The sequence below is a fragment of the Bradyrhizobium embrapense genome, from assembly GCF_001189235.2.
Taxonomy (GTDB): domain Bacteria; phylum Pseudomonadota; class Alphaproteobacteria; order Rhizobiales; family Xanthobacteraceae; genus Bradyrhizobium; species Bradyrhizobium embrapense.
This window is the reverse complement of sequence record NZ_LFIP02000011.1, coordinates 27,917-42,635: the sequence shown is the minus strand read 5'-3', so window position 1 is coordinate 42,635 and position 14,719 is coordinate 27,917. Positions and strand designations below refer to the sequence as shown.

The window sequence follows — 14,719 nt, the reverse complement described above, 5'->3', positions numbered from 1 at the left end:
ATTATTTCTTCACCGACTTCGCCGGCGGCGCCTTGGGCGCGACCGGGGCTGCCTTCTTGGCGGGCTTCGAATTGTCGTTCTCGGCGGCGGCGTTGAGGTCCTCGATCAGCTTTTTGACCCGCGCGGCGTTGCTGCCGAGATCGGTGTCGAAATAGCGCGAGGCGGAGCGGATATCGACGCGCGAGTCCTCGTCATCGGGCGTGACCCGGATCGAGACGTCCTCGCGGAAACCCATGATCGGCGTGCGTGCCACCGCCTCGATGCGGCCGATCCGGCGCGGCGGCTGCGGCGCGCGTGCGTCGATGACGAGCCATTTGCGGCGGTTCACCAGCCGCAGGGTCATCTCATAGGCGCGGTCGACCGGGGTTTCCAACTCGACGGTCTCGATATCGGGATAGGCGGCGCGCTGCCGCTCGGCGGAAGCGAGGCCGGCGTAGGCGGCCGGATTGGTGCCTTCCCCGGTGCGCAGCCGCGCCAGCGCCTCGAATTTTGGCGGGTCGATCGGATCGGTGGTGACGTCGTAGAGCCGCGGCAGCTTGCGGTATTGATAGGTCAGGTAGCCCGGATAGGCGAGGATTGCGGCGTCGATCATGAAAGCGAGCAGGATCCGGCCCATGCCGCGGGTGCCGTTCTGCCAGATCGCAGCGAAGGCGGCCAGCCCGAGCAGGATCGACAGGCCGGCGAGGCCCAGCGCGCCGAAGAAGGTCGCCAGCGCCGGTTTGACCTCCAGGAACCCGAAGCGGACGATGATCATCGAGACCACCACCGCGACGACGGAGAAGATGGCGAGATTGCGCGACCAGGTGGCGAGACCGGACACGGGCTCCTGCTGGTAGGGAGCGGAAAACCTGCGCGCCATCGTCGAATAATCTGCCGGTTGAGATTGCCCCCGGCGACCTCAGCCGCCGCCAATGACCCGTGTGAGACCACGGACCTGCGGCGAATTCAAGGGATTTGGGCGTGATGTGGCGGTCGACACCTCCCTTCTCCCCTTGTGGGAGAAGGTGGCCATAGGCGGCCTTTGGCCGCCGTCCTTCGAAATGGAGGCCGATGCCTTGCATCGGCTAAGCGTAGTCCGCGACGGATGAGGGGTCTCTATCCGCGGAGAGAACCCCTCACCCGCCTCGCTTTGCTCGGCACCCTCTCCCACAAGGGGAGAGGGTGAATTCTCATGCCGCGGCGGTCGGGAAAGTGTAGTCCTTGAACTGGTCGCGCAGCGCCGTCTTCAGGATCTTGCCGGTCGCGGTGTGGGGAATGCCGTCGACGAAGGCGACATCGTCGGGCATCCACCACTTGGCGATCTTGCCGTCCATGAACTTCAGGATGTCCTCGCGCGTGGCGCTCTGGCCCTGCTTGAGCTGCACGATCAGCAGCGGCCGCTCATCCCATTTGGGGTGATGGACGCCGATCACGGCGGCTTCCGCCACCGCGGGATGGCCGACCGCGAGGTTTTCCAGATCGATCGAGGAGATCCATTCGCCGCCGGACTTGATCACGTCCTTGGAGCGGTCGGTGATCCGCATGTAGCCGTGCTCGTCCATCGTCGAGACGTCGCCGGTGTCGAAGAAGCCGGCATCGTCGAGGATGTTGGCATCGACGCGGAAATAGGCCTTGGCGATGGCGGGGCCGGAGACCTTGAGACGGCCGAAGGTCTTGCCGTCCCACGGCAGCTCCTTGCCGGCATCGTCGGTGATCTTCATCTCGACGCCGAACGGCGGATAGCCCTGGGTCTGCAGGATGTCGAGCCGCTCCTCGCCGGTGCGTTCGGTGAACGGCGGCTTCAGCGTCGCCAGCGTGCCGAGCGGGCTCATCTCGGTCATGCCCCAAGCGTGCCGCACCTGGCTGCCCATGTCGAGGAACGCCTTGATCATCGAGCGCGGCATCGCCGAGCCGCCGCAGATCACCATTTGCAGATCCGGCAGCTTGAGATTGTTGGCGGCCATGTATTGCAGCAGCATCAGCCACACCGTCGGGACGCCCGCGGTATGGGTGACCTTCTCGGTCGACAGCAATTCGTACACCGAGGCGCCGTCGAGCTTTGGGCCCGGCATCACGAGCTTGGTGCCCATCGACGGTGCGGAGAAGGCGATGCCCCAGCTGTTGGCATGGAACAAGGGCACCACCGGAAGCATTGTGTCCGAGGCGGAGGTGCCGAGCGCGTCCTTCGAGTTGGCCATCAGCGCGTGCAACACGTTGGACCGGTGCGAATACAGGACACCCTTGGGATCGCCCGTCGTGCCGGAGGTGTAGCACATCGCCGCGGCGGTGTTCTCGTCGAAGGTCTTCCACTTGAACTTGCCGTCGGATGCCGCGATCCAGTCCTCATAGGCGACCGCGTTCTTCAGCGAGGTCTGCGGCATGTGCGCCTTGTCGGTCAGCACCACGTAGCGCTCGACGCTCGGCAGCTGGCTGGCGATCTTCTCCAGCACCGGAACGAAGGTGAGGTCGGTGATGACGATGCGGTCCTGGGCGTGGTTGACGATCCAGGCGATCTGTTCCGGAAACAGTCGTGGATTGACCGTATGGCAGATCGCGCCGATCCCCATGATGCCGTACCACACCTCGAGGTGGCGCCAAGTGTTCCAGGCGATGGTGGCGACGCGGTCGCCGAGGTTGATGCCGTCGCGCTCCAGGCTCTGCGAGACCTTCAGCGCGCGGGCGTGAATTTGGGCATAGTTGGTGCGATGAATGGGACCTTCGACCGACCGGGTCACGACTTCCTGCGTGCCGTGATATTTGGCGGCGTGCTCAATAATCTTGTGACACAGCAAGGGCCAATCTTGCATCAAGCCAAGCATACGCAAATCCCTCCTCGATCCTCACGCATGATCTGCCGGCATCTTGGACGGCCGGCAGTAAAATCATGGAACTGACATGAACTGTAGCGCGGAGAAAGCAAGCCGAAAATGGCCTGATGGCGCGTTTCGTCGCGGGCGCGCGGCAATGGTTACCGCTGCCGCCGCGCTGCTGTGCCTTGGCATGCAAGCGGGGCCCGCCGGGGCCGCCCGCGGCGCGCCGAGCTTTCCATGGGACGATCTGCTTGGCATCCGGCCGCACCGGGCACACAAGGCGGTCCGCCGCTCGGCGGTGCCACTGCCAAAGCCGCGTCCGGCAGAGGCGCCGGCGGCAGCGGAAGGGCCGCCAGCAGACCAGGCGCCGCCTGCGGCCGGGCCCGCGCCGCCCGCGGCCGAGACGCAGCCTCCGGCGGTTGCTACACCCGGCGAAACGGCCAAGCCGGCCGAAGTTGCAAAACCGGTCGAGCCGCCCAGGCCGCAGCTATCGGCCTGCCGGCAGGCCCTCACCGAGGAGATCGCGATCGCACCGAGCATTCCGGATATCCATGGCGCCGGCGGCTGCGGCGGCGAGGATCTGGTGCGGCTCGAGGCCATCGCGCTGCCCGACAAGCGCAAGGTCGCAGTCAAGCCCGCGGCGATCCTCCGCTGCAAGATGGCAAGTGCGGTCGCCGACTGGGTCCGTACCGATATCGCGCCGCTGGCGCAGAGCCTCGGGGGCGGGATCAGCAACCTCGACAATTTCGACTCGTTCGAGTGCCGCGGCCGCAATCGCGTCGCTGGCGCGCAGCTCTCCGAACATGGCCGCGCCAATGCGCTCGACGTCCGCGCCCTCGGTCTTGCCAACGGCAAATCGATCTCGCTGACCGACCGCAGCGTGCCGCGCGATCTGCGCGAGACCGTGCTGCATTCGGTCTGCGCCCGCTTCTCCACCGTGCTCGGCCCGGGCTCGGACTGGTACCACGAGGACCACATCCATCTCGACCTGACGGAGCGTCGCAACAATTACCGGATCTGCCAGTGGAATGTTTACGATCCGCTGCCGCGTGTCGCGCCGCTGTTGCCGGCCGGGCGCCCCGAAGCGGCGCCGCCGCGCGAGGTCGCGGCTAAATCAGACGGGTCCAAGCCGGACTCATCCAAGCCGGACGAAGCCGACCGTGGCAAGGCCGATGAGTCGGATGCGGCGAAATCAGCTGATGCGGCGGCGCCTGAAGGCGCTGCCGAGACCAAGCCGCGGCCAACAAAAAAGCGCCGGCAAAGCCGGCGCCTTTGATCGCGATTGCGACGTGACTGGGATCAGTAGGGAACGTTGCCGCCGCCCTGCAGCGCCATCTGCGGCTTGTAGGGCGAGTCGCCGTGCTTCGGCTCCAGCACCACGACGATGGTGCCGAGCTTGACGCGGTTGTAGAGGTCGATGACGTCCTCGTTGGTCATGCGGATGCAGCCCGAGGAGATCGACGAACCGATGTATTCCGGCTGGTTGGTGCCGTGGATGCGGAACAGCGTGTCCTTGCCGCCCGAGTAGAGATACATCGCGCGCGAGCCCATCGGATTGTCCGGGCCGGGTGCCACGAAGGTCGGAACGCCGAGGCGCGAGATTTCACCTGGGGTGGGATGCCAGGCCGGCCATTCGGTCATGCTGCCGACCTTTGCAATGCCGGACCAGGCCATGGCTTCCTCGCCGACGGTGATGCCGTAGCGGATCGCCTTGCCGTCGTTCAGCACGTAGTAGAGGTAATGATTGTCGGAATCGACCACGATCGAGCCGGGGGCTTCCTTACGGTGATACTCGACGATGGCGCGGCGGAACGGCTCGGCTACCGGCGTCTTGACGTAGGTGGTCTTGGCCAGCAGTTCCTTGTCACGCGGCTTGAAGGCTGCAGTGTTGGTTGCCTCATAGGTCGTGGCCTGCATGCAGCCTGACAACATCAGGCCTGCGGCCAGTATCCCAAAGGTAACTTTGAACGACGACATGATTACGTTCCAATCGAAAATCCGCGTCTCCAAGCGCCACGATTGCGCCCCAAACGCCACGATTCCATGAACCGCATTATTGCCCGAAACGTGCCATTATTCCCAGAGTTTAGATGCCTTTGCCGCATCGCGGGACCTCGCCTGTGGCTTTTTTGCCGCAAGTCTTCTGGTGTGGGGCCAGTTTTTGTGCAAACAGGCAACGGTCGCTCAATCGAAGCCGCTTCAACGTCACGCTCACCGCCGCCCGGCCGCCACAAGGTGGATGTCCGGTTAATCGCCCGGTCATGAAGCGCCAGCCAGAATCGCGCTAGATCGACGGGTCTTGCCAACCCTTTTTCCAATCCTGTGTCTCGGAGCTCGTGATGCTGTCGGTGTTCGTTCCCTCCGATTTCTCCCTCAAGAAGGCCGCTGCGACCGACCTCGGCGCGCTGCCGGAGGGGGCGGTCTGGGTCGATCTGGTGAACCCGACCGTCGAGGAGGACCGGGCCGTCGAGAAGCTCGCCGGGATCGCGGTTCCGACCCGGGAAGACATGCAGGAGATCGAGATCTCCAGCCGGCTCTATATCGAGAACAGCGCGCGCTACATGACCGCGACGCTGATGTGCCAATCCGACACCGACATGCCGCGGACCACGGCGGTCACCTTCATCCTGACCAGCCATCGCCTGGTCACGGTGCGCTACGACCTGCCGAAACCATTCGCGCTGGTCGAGAACAAATTGGCCCGGGCCTGTGCCCCCGGCATCACCGGCGAGCAGGTGCTGATGGAACTGCTGGATGCGGTGATCGACCGCTGCGCGGACCTGCTGGAGCGCTGCGGCGCCGACATCGACCAGGTCTCCCACGACATCTTCGAGCCGGAGAGCGAACGCCACGGCCACGCCAAGCAATATTCGCAGATCCTGATCGCGATCGGCCGCAAGGGCGACCTGACCTCGAAGGTCCGCGAAAGCCTGGTCTCGATCGGCCGCCTCGTCACGTTCCTTTCGGCTGTCGTGGAGGGCGTGAAATGGTCCAAGGACATGCGCGAGCAGCTCAAGACCATGCAGCGTGACGTCGCCTCACTGACCGACCACGCGTCCTATCTCTCCAACAAGATCACCTTCGTGCTCGACGCCATGCTCGGCGTGGTCAATCTGGAACAGAACAACATCATCAAGCTGTTCTCTGTGATGGCGGTGGTGCTTATGCCGCCGACGCTGATCGCCTCGATCTACGGCATGAATTTCAAGATCATGCCGGAACTCGAATGGACACACGGCTATCCAATCGCGCTGGTGATGATGCTGTTCGCTGCGATCGTGCCGTACTGGATATTCAGGTGGAAGAAGTGGCTGTAACCGGTTCCATACGTCGCGTTTTGGGACGCGTTTTCTGCCTTATTTCCTCTGCTAAAATTTGAGCGTTGCGCTGAACGTTTGGGCGAAACTTGTCTGCGATAACGCCCGCCTCGAAGCCGGAGGACAGCAATGGTTGAGAAGATCATAACGCCACGGCGTAACGTCATCGACTTTGCGCGCTATCAACAGGACCGCGCAGCAGGCAAGGTGCAGGCGATTTCGCCGAGACTTTGCCGTTACTGTGGCGCTGCGATGTTGGATGGCGAGGACGAAGACGACTGCTCCAGCGCGTTGAACGACATCGCGCTGCAACCGTTTGAGAAGAAGTCTCGCCGGTTCTACGCCGACTAGAGGCTGAGGCCTATCGGAGGCAGAAGCCTCGTCTGCGTCGTTACGCCTGCAATCGAAGCAATCCTTGGAGTACGGCCGCGGCGGCGGCCGGGATCGCCTCGAACCTCTCTCCCCCCGAATTTACATCCAGGCCAAGCTCAGACGTGCTGACCACCGTTAATGTGGATTTCCGCACCGTTCACATAAGAGCTGGTCTCCGTACAGAGAACGTAAATGATCTTGGCGACCTCGTCCGGGGTGCCGAGCCGGTGCATCGGGATCTGCTGATCGACGATCTTCTCGGTGCCCGGCGACAGGATCGAGGTATCGATCTCACCTGGCGCGATCGCGTTGACGCGAACGCCGACGCGGCCGAAGTCCGAGGCCATCTCGCGCGTCAATGCCGCAAGCGCCGCCTTCGACGTCGCGTAGGCCGCGCCGGCAAACGGATGGACGCGCGAGCCGGCGATCGAGGTGACGTTCACCACCGCGCCCTTGGCGTGCTTCAATTCCTCGATCAGCCCGCGCGCGATCATGATCGGCGCGAAGAAGTTGACGTGGAAGACGTGGGTCCAGGTCTCGATGTCGGTGTCCATGGTGCCGAGCCGGCCGCCGCCCGCAGCTTTCGGCGAGATCGCAGCATTGTTGACCAGCGCGTGCAGCTCGTCGTTGTCCAGCCGCTGCCGAATTTCCGAGATCGCGCGCACGGTGTCGTCATGGCTGCCGAGGTCGACCTCGATGTGATCCTCCGGCCCGGCGCCCCAGGGGCAAACCTCCGGGAACGCATGCCGCGACAGCGTGATGACGCGCCAGCCGGCGGATGAAAACCGGATCGCGGTGGCATGGCCGATGCCGCGGCTCGCGCCGGTCAGGAGCAGCGTGCGCCGCGGTGCATTGGAGGGGCGGGTCATCGACAGTTTCTTTCGTTTTCGCCGCGCGCGGCGCCGTGCCTGATATCGACATCTTCGAACGATTGGGGATCGGGACGTCGATGGCCGGGGTCATCTTACACGAAGACCCGCTTCGTGCTTTCGCCCTTCCATGACGGTCGCGGTTTTTCAGGGATAGAGCCGCACCTTCGACCACGCGCTGCCGGCGCCGTCGCGGCGGAATTCGATGCGGTCGTGCAGGCGGTACGGGCGGTCGTGCCAGAACTCGAAGCGCTGCGGCGTGATCCGCCAGCCGCTCCAGCCCGGCGGACGCGGCACCTCGCCGATGACGTATTTCGCGCCGGCCTTGGCGATCGCCTGCTCGAAGGCGAAGCGGCTCTCCAGCGGCTGCGATTGCTTGCTGGCCCAGGCGCCGATCTGCGCCTGCTTCGGCCGGGTGGCGAAATAGGCGTCGGCCTCGGCATCGGTCACCGGCGTCACCAGCCCGCGGATGCGCACCTGGCGGCGCAGCGATTTCCAGTGAAACAGTAAAGCGGCCTTAGGGTTTGCGGCCAATTCGCGGCCCTTCGCGCTGGCAATATGGCTGTAGAACACGAAGCCGTCCGCATCGAAGCCCTTCATCAGCACCATCCGCACGTCGGGCAGCCCGTCGGCATCGACGGTGGCGAGCGCCATCGCGTTCGGATCGTTCGGCTCGGACTTGGCCGCTTCCGCAAACCATTCGCCGAACAGGGCGAACGGCTCCTCCGCCGCGGTGAAATCACCCGATGTTAACGGTGTCGGGTGTTTGATGGAGGTCGTGTCGGTCATGTCAGGAGTCCCGATTTGCATTCGCCCGCGTCCGAGAGCGCGTTTCTAGCCCTATATAGGGCATGGGGGCGCGTTGGCCTATCGGCGATCCATCCCGCGGGCGCGGTGGTGACCTTGATCCTGATCGGCGTCGGCGCCAGCGGCTGCAGCCTGTCGCGCACCGATGCCTTCGCCAAACTGGACGACACGGATGTGACGGGCTCGATCAGCCTGACCCGGGTCAACACGGCGATGCCGACCGACAGCGATCTTGCCTTCGCCCGCAACGCCGCCTCCGACGTGCTCACCAAGGGCGACAAGGATTCCAGCCAGCCCTGGGAAAATCCCCAGACCGGCGCGCGCGGCTCGGTGACGCCGTTGGCCCAGGCCTATGCGGGCGAGGATGGCAAGACGTGCCGGGATTTCCTTGCCAGCTATGTTAATGGAGCCACCGAGACTTGGCTGCAGGGCGCTGCCTGCAAGGCCGGACAGGGGCGCTGGCAGATCCAGAGCATGAAGCCCTGGAGCAAGTCCTGAAAGTTCCGGCCGATGCCGCCGGTCGCGTTTTCGAGCGAAGGCGCGGCTGGGGTGAAGAAAACGCGTCAGAACGATAATCTCAGCCCCATTCTGATCGATCGGAGCGGAAAGGCGCTAGTTGCAAAAATGCCACTGAGTCCCCACATGAAGACAAAGCGGGCCCGGATGGGTTCCCGGCCAGAACTGATTTTCCCGTGAAGGAGACGTGACGGATGCGTGACCCCTATGAGGTCCTGGGGGTGCAGCGGAGCGCCAGCGCTGCGACGATCAAGAGCGCCTATCGCAAGCTCGCCAAGAAGCATCACCCTGATAACAACAAGAACGATCCGAAGGCGGCTGCCCGCTTTGCCGAGATCAACGCGGCCAACGAGATCGTTGGCGACGAGGACAAGCGCAAGCAGTTCGACCGCGGCGAGATCGATGCCGAAGGCAAGCCGCGCTTCCAGGGCTTCCCTGGCGGCGGCGCCGGCGGCCGTGCCGGTCCCGGCGGCTTCGAGTACAGTTTCCGCGGCGGCCCCGGCGGTGGCATGGGTGGCGGCAGCTTCGAGGACATCCTCAACAGCATGTTCGGCAACGCTGCGCGTGGCGGTGGCGGTGCGCGCGGCGGACGGGCCAGCCCGTTTGAATTCGATGGCGGCGGGGTCGGCGTCGACCTCGACCTTTCGGTAGCGATGACGGTATCGCTGGAGGAATCGGTGAGGGGCGGCGGCAAGCGCGTCCGCCTGCCGACCGGCCGCGAGCTCAACGTCAAGATTCCGCCCGGCGTAACCGCGGGCCAGCAGATCCGGCTGAAGGGGCAGGGCGACACCGCGCCAGGCCATCCGCCCGGCGACCTCCTGATCACGATCTCGATCGCGCCGCATCCGTTCTTCAAGGTCGACGGCAACGATCTCCGGATCGATCTGCCTGTGACCCTCTACGAGGCGGTGCTGGGCGGCAAGGTCCGGGTGCCGACGCTCGGCAGCGCGGTCGAACTGTCGATCCCGAAGAACACCTCGAGCGGCCGTACCTTCCGCCTCAAGGGCAAGGGGCTGGCGAAGGCGGGGACCGTCGGCGACCTCTACGTCACGACCCGCATCATCCTTCCCGACGGGAACGATGCCGAGCTTGAGGCATTGATGCAGACGTGGCGGGAGCGAAATTCCTACAATCCGCGCAGCGATCTCGGCTGACCGCCGGGAGCGCGCCCCAAAAGACGCTATAGACGCGAAACAGCACTACCCCGGACTCTATCGGGGTAGACGCGGCCATTGCGAGAGCGTCAAAGGATGACCGGCCGTCCGACGTCCAAATCTGCGGCGTGCAGATCGGACTGCGGAAAAAGAGTGCGGCCTCGAGAGGGGGACCAGCGCGGTACACAAAACCCCAATCGAGGCCGCGTGCGCCGATCGGCGGATCGGGCGCGGATCATCTTCGCGTGAGCATCCGGTACGACAATGAGACGCGTCCATGACGCGAATCGAAATTTTCAATGTCGGAATTGGGACGCCGAGTGAGGCTGGATTCACTTACTCGAAACGGCACAATGCTCGCGGCTGATCTCCCGTAAATCTACGGGAGATCAGCCGCCGTTCTTCTCCATCTGGTCGTAGACGGCCCGCGCGACCTGGGTCAGGCGCGTGCGGTCGGTGCCGCCGCTGACGACATAGGCAACGCCACGATCGGCCCAGAACAGCGCGCCGTCGTTGCCCTGCACGGCATAGCGCATCTGGGTCGCCTCGGTTCTCGCCTTCGCGGTGTAGACCGTGAAGCGCTCGCCGGACGTGCTCTCATACATCAGGAACGAAGCCGGCCCACTCGGCCCCGGCAGCAGGCGGCCGCCGACCAGCTTCAGCCCGGTGAGGTCGGGCGCCCGGACGTCCCAGCCGCAGCGCTTGGTCAGCCATTGCTGCAGATGATCGCGCTCGCTGCCGGGCACCTCGACCGGATGACGGACCTCGACCACGTAGAGCCGGTGCGCATCCAGCGCATCGAGCGTGAAGCTCTGGAAGGTCGACGGCGCAGCGGTCGCGCCGCGCGCGATCCAGCCGACGCCGCCGCCGGCGATGAAGGCCATCAGCGTCGCCGCCACCGCGCCATAGACCCAGCGACGCGGCTGGCGCACCAGCCGCTCGAGTTCGAGCCGCTTCGGCACCGCCTCGTCCAGCACGGTGTCGTAGCGCGCATGCAGCATCTCGGCCATCGTGCGCCATGACTGCACCCGTGCCGCGTCGTCGGGATGCGTGGCGAGCCACACCTCGACATCGCCGCGGCGTTCGGCCGGCAGTTCGTTGTCGACGTAAGCGTGCAGCTCGTCTTCGGTGACGGGGATGTTCGGATCGGTCATATCAGTCGTCTCTGCCAAATCTCGTTCGAAAATCGCTCATGCGTAATGCCTGTCATCGCGCACAGTATCATTTCACCCGCCTCAGCGCCGGGCGCTGGCCCTCGATCGAGGCCCGCACATGGGCGCGCGCGCGGGCGAGGCGGGACATCACCGTGCCGATCGGCACGCCCTGAATATCGGCGACCTCCCGGTAGCTCATGCCCTCCAGCATCACGAGCAGCAGCACCGAACGTTGCTCCTCGACCAGCGTCGACAGCGCGCGCTCGATGTCGCGTCCCTCGGCCTCGGTGCCGCTGGCGTCGGCATTGTTGTCGAGCAGCGGCATCAGGGGCGGCCGCCGCGCCAGCGAGCGCCGCCGGTTCTTGTTCAAATTGGTCAGGATCGTGTAGAGCCAGCTCCTGACGTCGCCGCCGAGAAACAGCCGCTCCGAGCGCAGCGCGCGCACCAGCGTGTCCTGCACCAAATCGTCGGCGATATCCGTGTCACGCACCAGCGCGCGCGCATAGCGGCGGAGCGCCGGAATCATTGCTTCGACACTTTGACGAAACGCGGTCATGCATCCCAGTCTTCGATGGTCTCGGCGATAGCCGCCTTATCAAACATAACACCCTGACGGCGTGGCTATTCCGGTTGCGCCGACCTGTGCGCATGGCGCCTCCGCTGCGGCCGATTAGGGCTTGTCGCCAGCCGAAGTGCTGGTGTACCTCCGGGCCGGAAAAATGCGAAGCGAATGCCGGTGCCAACGATCTACTACATCCGTCACGGCGAGACCTCATGGAACGCCGAAGCCCGGCTTCAGGGCGTGCAGGATATTGCTCTCAACGAGCGCGGCCGCGTCCAGGCGGCACATGCCGGCCGCATCCTCGCCGATCTCCTGGTGCGCGACGGCCGTGACAAGACGACGCTGCCGTTCGTCGCGAGCCCGCTGATCCGGGCGCGCGCGACCATGGAGCTGGTGCGCAGCGAGCTTGGCCTGCCGGCGGGCGACTACACCCTCGACGCGCGGCTGCGCGAGATCGCCTACGGAACGTGGGAAGGCTCGACGCTGGCGCAGGCGCAGGCTGCCGACCCCGTCGTCTATGCCCGCCGCCTCGCCGAGAAGTGGCAGGTCGCGCCGGAGGGCGGCGAGAGCTATGTCGACGTGCAGGCGCGGATGACCGAATGGTACGGCTCGGTGACCTCGGACACAGTCGCCGTCGCCCATGGCGGCACCGCGCGGGCGCTGATGGTGGCGCTCGGCTTCGAGACCCCGGCCTCGGCCGCCGACCTTACGATCGAGCAGGGCGCGGTCTACGTGTTCGGCGCGGCGGGCCTGCGGAAACATAGTTAAGGGCACCGGGTCAGCCGCGTCCTGGGGGTCATGAAACCCGTTTGACGCTGCCGACCCTGCGCGTTACGACACGCCATGTCCTTCAATACTTTCGGCCATATGTTCCGAGTCACGACCTTCGGCGAAAGCCATGGGGTCGCGATCGGCTGCGTGGTGGATGGCTGTCCGCCGATGATCCCGCTGACGGCGGAGGAGATCCAGCACGATCTCGACCGCCGCCGGCCCGGCCAGTCGCGCTTCACCACCCAGCGCCAGGAGCCGGATGCGGTGAAGATCCTGTCCGGCGTGATGGCGCATCCGGAAAGCGGCGTGCAGGTGACGACCGGAACGCCGATCGCGCTCCTGATCGAGAACACCGACCAGCGCTCGAAGGATTATTCCGAGATCAAGGACAAATTCCGCCCCGGCCATGCCGACTTCACCTATGAGGCGAAATACGGCCTGCGCGACTATCGCGGCGGCGGGCGCTCGTCCGCGCGCGAGACCGCGACCCGCGTCGCAGCCGGTGCGATCGCGCGCAAGGTCCTGCCCGAGGTGAAGGTGCGCGGCGCGCTGGTGCAGATGGGGCCGCACAAGATCGACCGCGAGAAGTGGGACTGGGACGAGATCGCCAACAACCCGTTCTTCTGTCCCGACAAGGACAAGGCGGCGTTCTTCGAAAGCTATCTCGACGGCATCAGGAAGAGCGGCTCCTCGATCGGCGCCGTCATCGAGGTCGTCGCCGAGGGCGTGCCGGCCGGGCTCGGCGCGCCGATCTACGCAAAACTCGATAGCGATCTGGCTGCGGCGATGATGAGCATCAACGCCGTCAAGGGCGTCGAGATCGGCGCCGGCTTCGGCGCGGCCGAACTATCCGGCGAGGAGAACGCCGACGAGATGCGGACCGGCAACAATGGGACGCGTTTCCTGTCCAACCATGCCGGCGGTGTGCTCGGCGGCATCTCGACCGGCCAGCCGGTGGTGGTCCGCTTCGCCGTCAAGCCGACGTCCTCGATCCTGACCACGCGCCGGACCGTGGACCGCAAGGGCGCCGATACCGACGTCCTGACCAAGGGCCGCCACGACCCCTGCGTCGGCATCCGCGCGGTGCCGGTGGGCGAGGCCATGATGGCCTGCGTGCTGGCGGATCATTTTCTGCGCGACCGCGGGCAGACCGGGCGCTGAACCCCTGTATAATGGCAAGTGCCGGTTCGCCTGCTCGCCTGGGGAATGCCATGAACGCGTCGGAGCTTCGGGACATCATCGCGTGGATGATCGGCGGCGCGCGATCGGCGCCGACCCCGGCGCAGATGATGGCCGAATGCTGCGAACGCCTGGTGCGGGCCGGGCTGCCGTTGTGGCGGATCGGCGTCTTCGTGCGCACGCTACATCCCGAGATCTACGGCCGCCATTTCATCTGGAAGCCGGGCGCCGAGGTCGACACCGGCAGCGTTGATCACAACATCGAGGACACCCCGGAATTTGCCGTCAGCCCGCTGGCGATCGTTCTCAAGCAGGGCGTCGAGGTGCGCGCGCGACTCGACGACCCCGCCAGCAGACGCTTTCCCATTATCGTCGACCTGCAGGCGGAGGGCGTCACCGACTACATCGGCTTGCCGCTGATCAACACCGCCGGTCCCCCGAACGCCTCGAGCTGGACCACCAAGCAGCCGGGCGGCTTCACCGACGAGCAGCTCGATGCGATTCGCTCGATCACCGTCCCGCTGTCGCGCTATATCGAGATCGTCACGTTGCGCCGAACCGCCTCGCTGCTGCTCGACACATACGTCGGCAACCGGGCCGGCGAGCGCATCATGGGCGGTCAGATCCGACGCGGCCATGCCGACACGATGGATGCCGCGATCTGGCTGTCCGACCTGCGCGGCTTCACCGCGCTGTCCGACCGCTTGCCGTCCGAGACCGTCGTGGAGATACTCAACCTCTATTTCGATTGCCAGGTCACCGCGATCCGCGACCATGGCGGCGAGGTGCTCAAGTTCATGGGTGACGGACTGCTCGCGGTGTTCCCGGTCGACGAATATCTCGGCGACGAGGTGCAGGTGTGCTCGCGGGTGCTGGAGGCGGCGCGCGCATCCCGCGCCGGGGTCGAGGCGCTGCAATTCCCCAATGGCGACGCCGTCGAGCGCTTCCGCTTCGGCGTCGCGCTGCATCTCGGGCGCGTGCTCTATGGCAATATCGGCGGCGGCAACCGACTCGACTTCACCTGCATCGGTCCGGCGGTCAATCTCGCCGCGCGGCTCGAGAAGATCGCCGGCCGTCTCGGCCGCACCGTCGTGGCCTCCGAGCGCTTCGCCGGCATTCACGACGGCGGCTGGAGCGATCTCGGCGAGTTTCCGATCGCGGGATTTGCCAAGGCCGAACGGGTCTACGGCCTGTTCGACGAGGCGCCGGTTGCCGCTGCGAGCTAGCGA

15 protein-coding genes are annotated in these 14,719 nt (G+C 65.4%); 8 read left to right on the top strand and 7 right to left on the bottom strand.

Going from position 1 to position 14,719, the window contains the following annotated elements; translation table 11 throughout:
* Position 1: 1 nt before the first annotated feature.
* Entirely contained in the window at positions 2–859 is an 858-nt protein-coding gene (locus AKN83_RS32795; protein WP_050402374.1) for a DUF1499 domain-containing protein, read from the bottom strand.
* Between the two features lie 310 nt (positions 860–1,169).
* Entirely contained in the window at positions 1,170–2,798 is a 1,629-nt protein-coding gene (locus tag AKN83_RS32790) for a fatty-acid--CoA ligase (RefSeq protein WP_050402373.1), read from the bottom strand.
* A 76-nt stretch (positions 2,799–2,874) separates the two neighbouring features.
* Between AKN83_RS32790 and AKN83_RS32785 the strand changes: the two genes are divergently transcribed.
* Entirely contained in the window at positions 2,875–4,065 is a 1,191-nt protein-coding gene (locus AKN83_RS32785; protein WP_050402372.1) for an extensin family protein, read from the top strand.
* Between the two features lie 23 nt (positions 4,066–4,088).
* Here AKN83_RS32785 and AKN83_RS32780 read toward each other — a convergent pair whose 3' ends face one another.
* Positions 4,089–4,766 carry a L,D-transpeptidase gene (locus AKN83_RS32780; protein WP_050402387.1) on the bottom strand — a complete coding sequence of 226 codons (678 nt, stop codon included), beginning with the start codon at positions 4,764–4,766 and terminating at the stop codon, positions 4,089–4,091.
* Positions 4,767–5,128: 362 nt separating this feature from the next.
* Here AKN83_RS32780 and AKN83_RS32775 point away from each other — a divergent pair, with 362 nt between their 5' ends.
* Entirely contained in the window at positions 5,129–6,106 is a 978-nt protein-coding gene (locus tag AKN83_RS32775; RefSeq protein ID WP_050402371.1) for a magnesium transporter CorA family protein, read from the top strand.
* Between the two features lie 129 nt (positions 6,107–6,235).
* The gene (locus tag AKN83_RS32770; protein WP_050402370.1) at positions 6,236–6,457 is read left to right on the top strand and encodes a hypothetical protein; all 222 of its coding nucleotides are present in this window, start codon (positions 6,236–6,238) and stop codon (positions 6,455–6,457) included.
* A 137-nt stretch (positions 6,458–6,594) separates the two neighbouring features.
* Here the strand turns inward: AKN83_RS32770 and AKN83_RS32765 are convergent, their stop codons facing one another.
* Positions 6,595–7,347: an SDR family NAD(P)-dependent oxidoreductase gene (locus AKN83_RS32765; RefSeq protein ID WP_050402369.1), complete on the bottom strand. Its 753-nt coding sequence runs from the start codon at positions 7,345–7,347 to the stop codon at positions 6,595–6,597.
* Positions 7,348–7,494: 147 nt separating this feature from the next.
* Positions 7,495–8,136 carry a pyridoxamine 5'-phosphate oxidase gene (gene pdxH, locus AKN83_RS32760; RefSeq protein WP_063695639.1) on the bottom strand — a complete coding sequence of 214 codons (642 nt, stop codon included), beginning with the start codon at positions 8,134–8,136 and terminating at the stop codon, positions 7,495–7,497.
* A 108-nt stretch (positions 8,137–8,244) separates the two neighbouring features.
* Between pdxH and AKN83_RS32755 the strand changes: the two genes are divergently transcribed.
* Both AKN83_RS32755 and AKN83_RS32750 read left to right on the top strand, forming a co-directional pair.
* On the top strand, positions 8,245–8,652 hold the full coding sequence (locus tag AKN83_RS32755) for an RT0821/Lpp0805 family surface protein (RefSeq protein WP_050402386.1): 408 nt from the start codon (positions 8,245–8,247) through the stop codon (positions 8,650–8,652).
* Between the two features lie 212 nt (positions 8,653–8,864).
* Entirely contained in the window at positions 8,865–9,824 is a 960-nt protein-coding gene (locus tag AKN83_RS32750; RefSeq protein WP_050402368.1) for a DnaJ C-terminal domain-containing protein, read from the top strand.
* 389 nt (positions 9,825–10,213) lie between these two features.
* On the opposite strand, the gene AKN83_RS32745 is transcribed toward AKN83_RS32750, so the two are convergent.
* Positions 10,214–10,978 (bottom strand): anti-sigma factor family protein, encoded by a 765-nt coding sequence (locus AKN83_RS32745; RefSeq protein WP_050402367.1) that lies wholly within the window; start codon positions 10,976–10,978, stop codon positions 10,214–10,216.
* A 67-nt stretch (positions 10,979–11,045) separates the two neighbouring features.
* Positions 11,046–11,534, bottom strand: a complete 489-nt coding sequence (locus AKN83_RS32740; protein ID WP_050402366.1) for a sigma-70 family RNA polymerase sigma factor — start codon at positions 11,532–11,534, stop codon at positions 11,046–11,048.
* Positions 11,535–11,708: 174 nt separating this feature from the next.
* Here AKN83_RS32740 and AKN83_RS32735 point away from each other — a divergent pair, with 174 nt between their 5' ends.
* From AKN83_RS32735 to AKN83_RS32725, 3 genes are all read left to right on the top strand, one after another.
* On the top strand, positions 11,709–12,308 hold the full coding sequence (locus AKN83_RS32735) for a histidine phosphatase family protein (RefSeq protein ID WP_063695638.1): 600 nt from the start codon (positions 11,709–11,711) through the stop codon (positions 12,306–12,308).
* A gap of 75 nt (positions 12,309–12,383) precedes the next feature.
* On the top strand, positions 12,384–13,472 hold the full coding sequence (gene aroC / locus AKN83_RS32730; protein WP_050402365.1) for a chorismate synthase: 1,089 nt from the start codon (positions 12,384–12,386) through the stop codon (positions 13,470–13,472).
* Positions 13,473–13,522: 50 nt separating this feature from the next.
* Complete coding sequence (locus AKN83_RS32725) at positions 13,523–14,716, top strand: adenylate/guanylate cyclase domain-containing protein (RefSeq protein WP_050402364.1); 1,194 nt, start codon at positions 13,523–13,525, stop codon at positions 14,714–14,716.
* Positions 14,717–14,719: the final 3 nt, after the last annotated feature.

Excerpts from the sequence above, each read along its gene's own strand:
- AKN83_RS32765 (WP_050402369.1), bottom strand. The coding sequence starts at position 7,347 with ATGACCCGCCCCTCCAATGCACCGCGGCGCACGCTGCTCCTGACCGGC.
- pdxH (WP_063695639.1), bottom strand. The coding sequence starts at position 8,136 with ATGACCGACACGACCTCCATCAAACACCCGACACCGTTAACATCGGGT.
- AKN83_RS32750 (WP_050402368.1), top strand. The coding sequence starts at position 8,865 with ATGCGTGACCCCTATGAGGTCCTGGGGGTGCAGCGGAGCGCCAGCGCT.
- AKN83_RS32780 (WP_050402387.1), bottom strand. The coding sequence starts at position 4,766 with ATGTCGTCGTTCAAAGTTACCTTTGGGATACTGGCCGCAGGCCTGATG.
- AKN83_RS32790 (WP_050402373.1), bottom strand. The coding sequence starts at position 2,798 with ATGCTTGGCTTGATGCAAGATTGGCCCTTGCTGTGTCACAAGATTATT.
- AKN83_RS32745 (WP_050402367.1), bottom strand. The coding sequence starts at position 10,978 with ATGACCGATCCGAACATCCCCGTCACCGAAGACGAGCTGCACGCTTAC.
- AKN83_RS32740 (WP_050402366.1), bottom strand. The coding sequence starts at position 11,534 with ATGACCGCGTTTCGTCAAAGTGTCGAAGCAATGATTCCGGCGCTCCGC.
- AKN83_RS32785 (WP_050402372.1), top strand. The coding sequence starts at position 2,875 with ATGAACTGTAGCGCGGAGAAAGCAAGCCGAAAATGGCCTGATGGCGCG.
- aroC (WP_050402365.1), top strand. The coding sequence starts at position 12,384 with ATGTCCTTCAATACTTTCGGCCATATGTTCCGAGTCACGACCTTCGGC.
- AKN83_RS32775 (WP_050402371.1), top strand. The coding sequence starts at position 5,129 with ATGCTGTCGGTGTTCGTTCCCTCCGATTTCTCCCTCAAGAAGGCCGCT.
- AKN83_RS32725 (WP_050402364.1), top strand. The coding sequence starts at position 13,523 with ATGAACGCGTCGGAGCTTCGGGACATCATCGCGTGGATGATCGGCGGC.
- AKN83_RS32770 (WP_050402370.1), top strand. The coding sequence starts at position 6,236 with ATGGTTGAGAAGATCATAACGCCACGGCGTAACGTCATCGACTTTGCG.
- AKN83_RS32735 (WP_063695638.1), top strand. The coding sequence starts at position 11,709 with ATGCCGGTGCCAACGATCTACTACATCCGTCACGGCGAGACCTCATGG.
- AKN83_RS32795 (WP_050402374.1), bottom strand. The coding sequence starts at position 859 with ATGGCGCGCAGGTTTTCCGCTCCCTACCAGCAGGAGCCCGTGTCCGGT.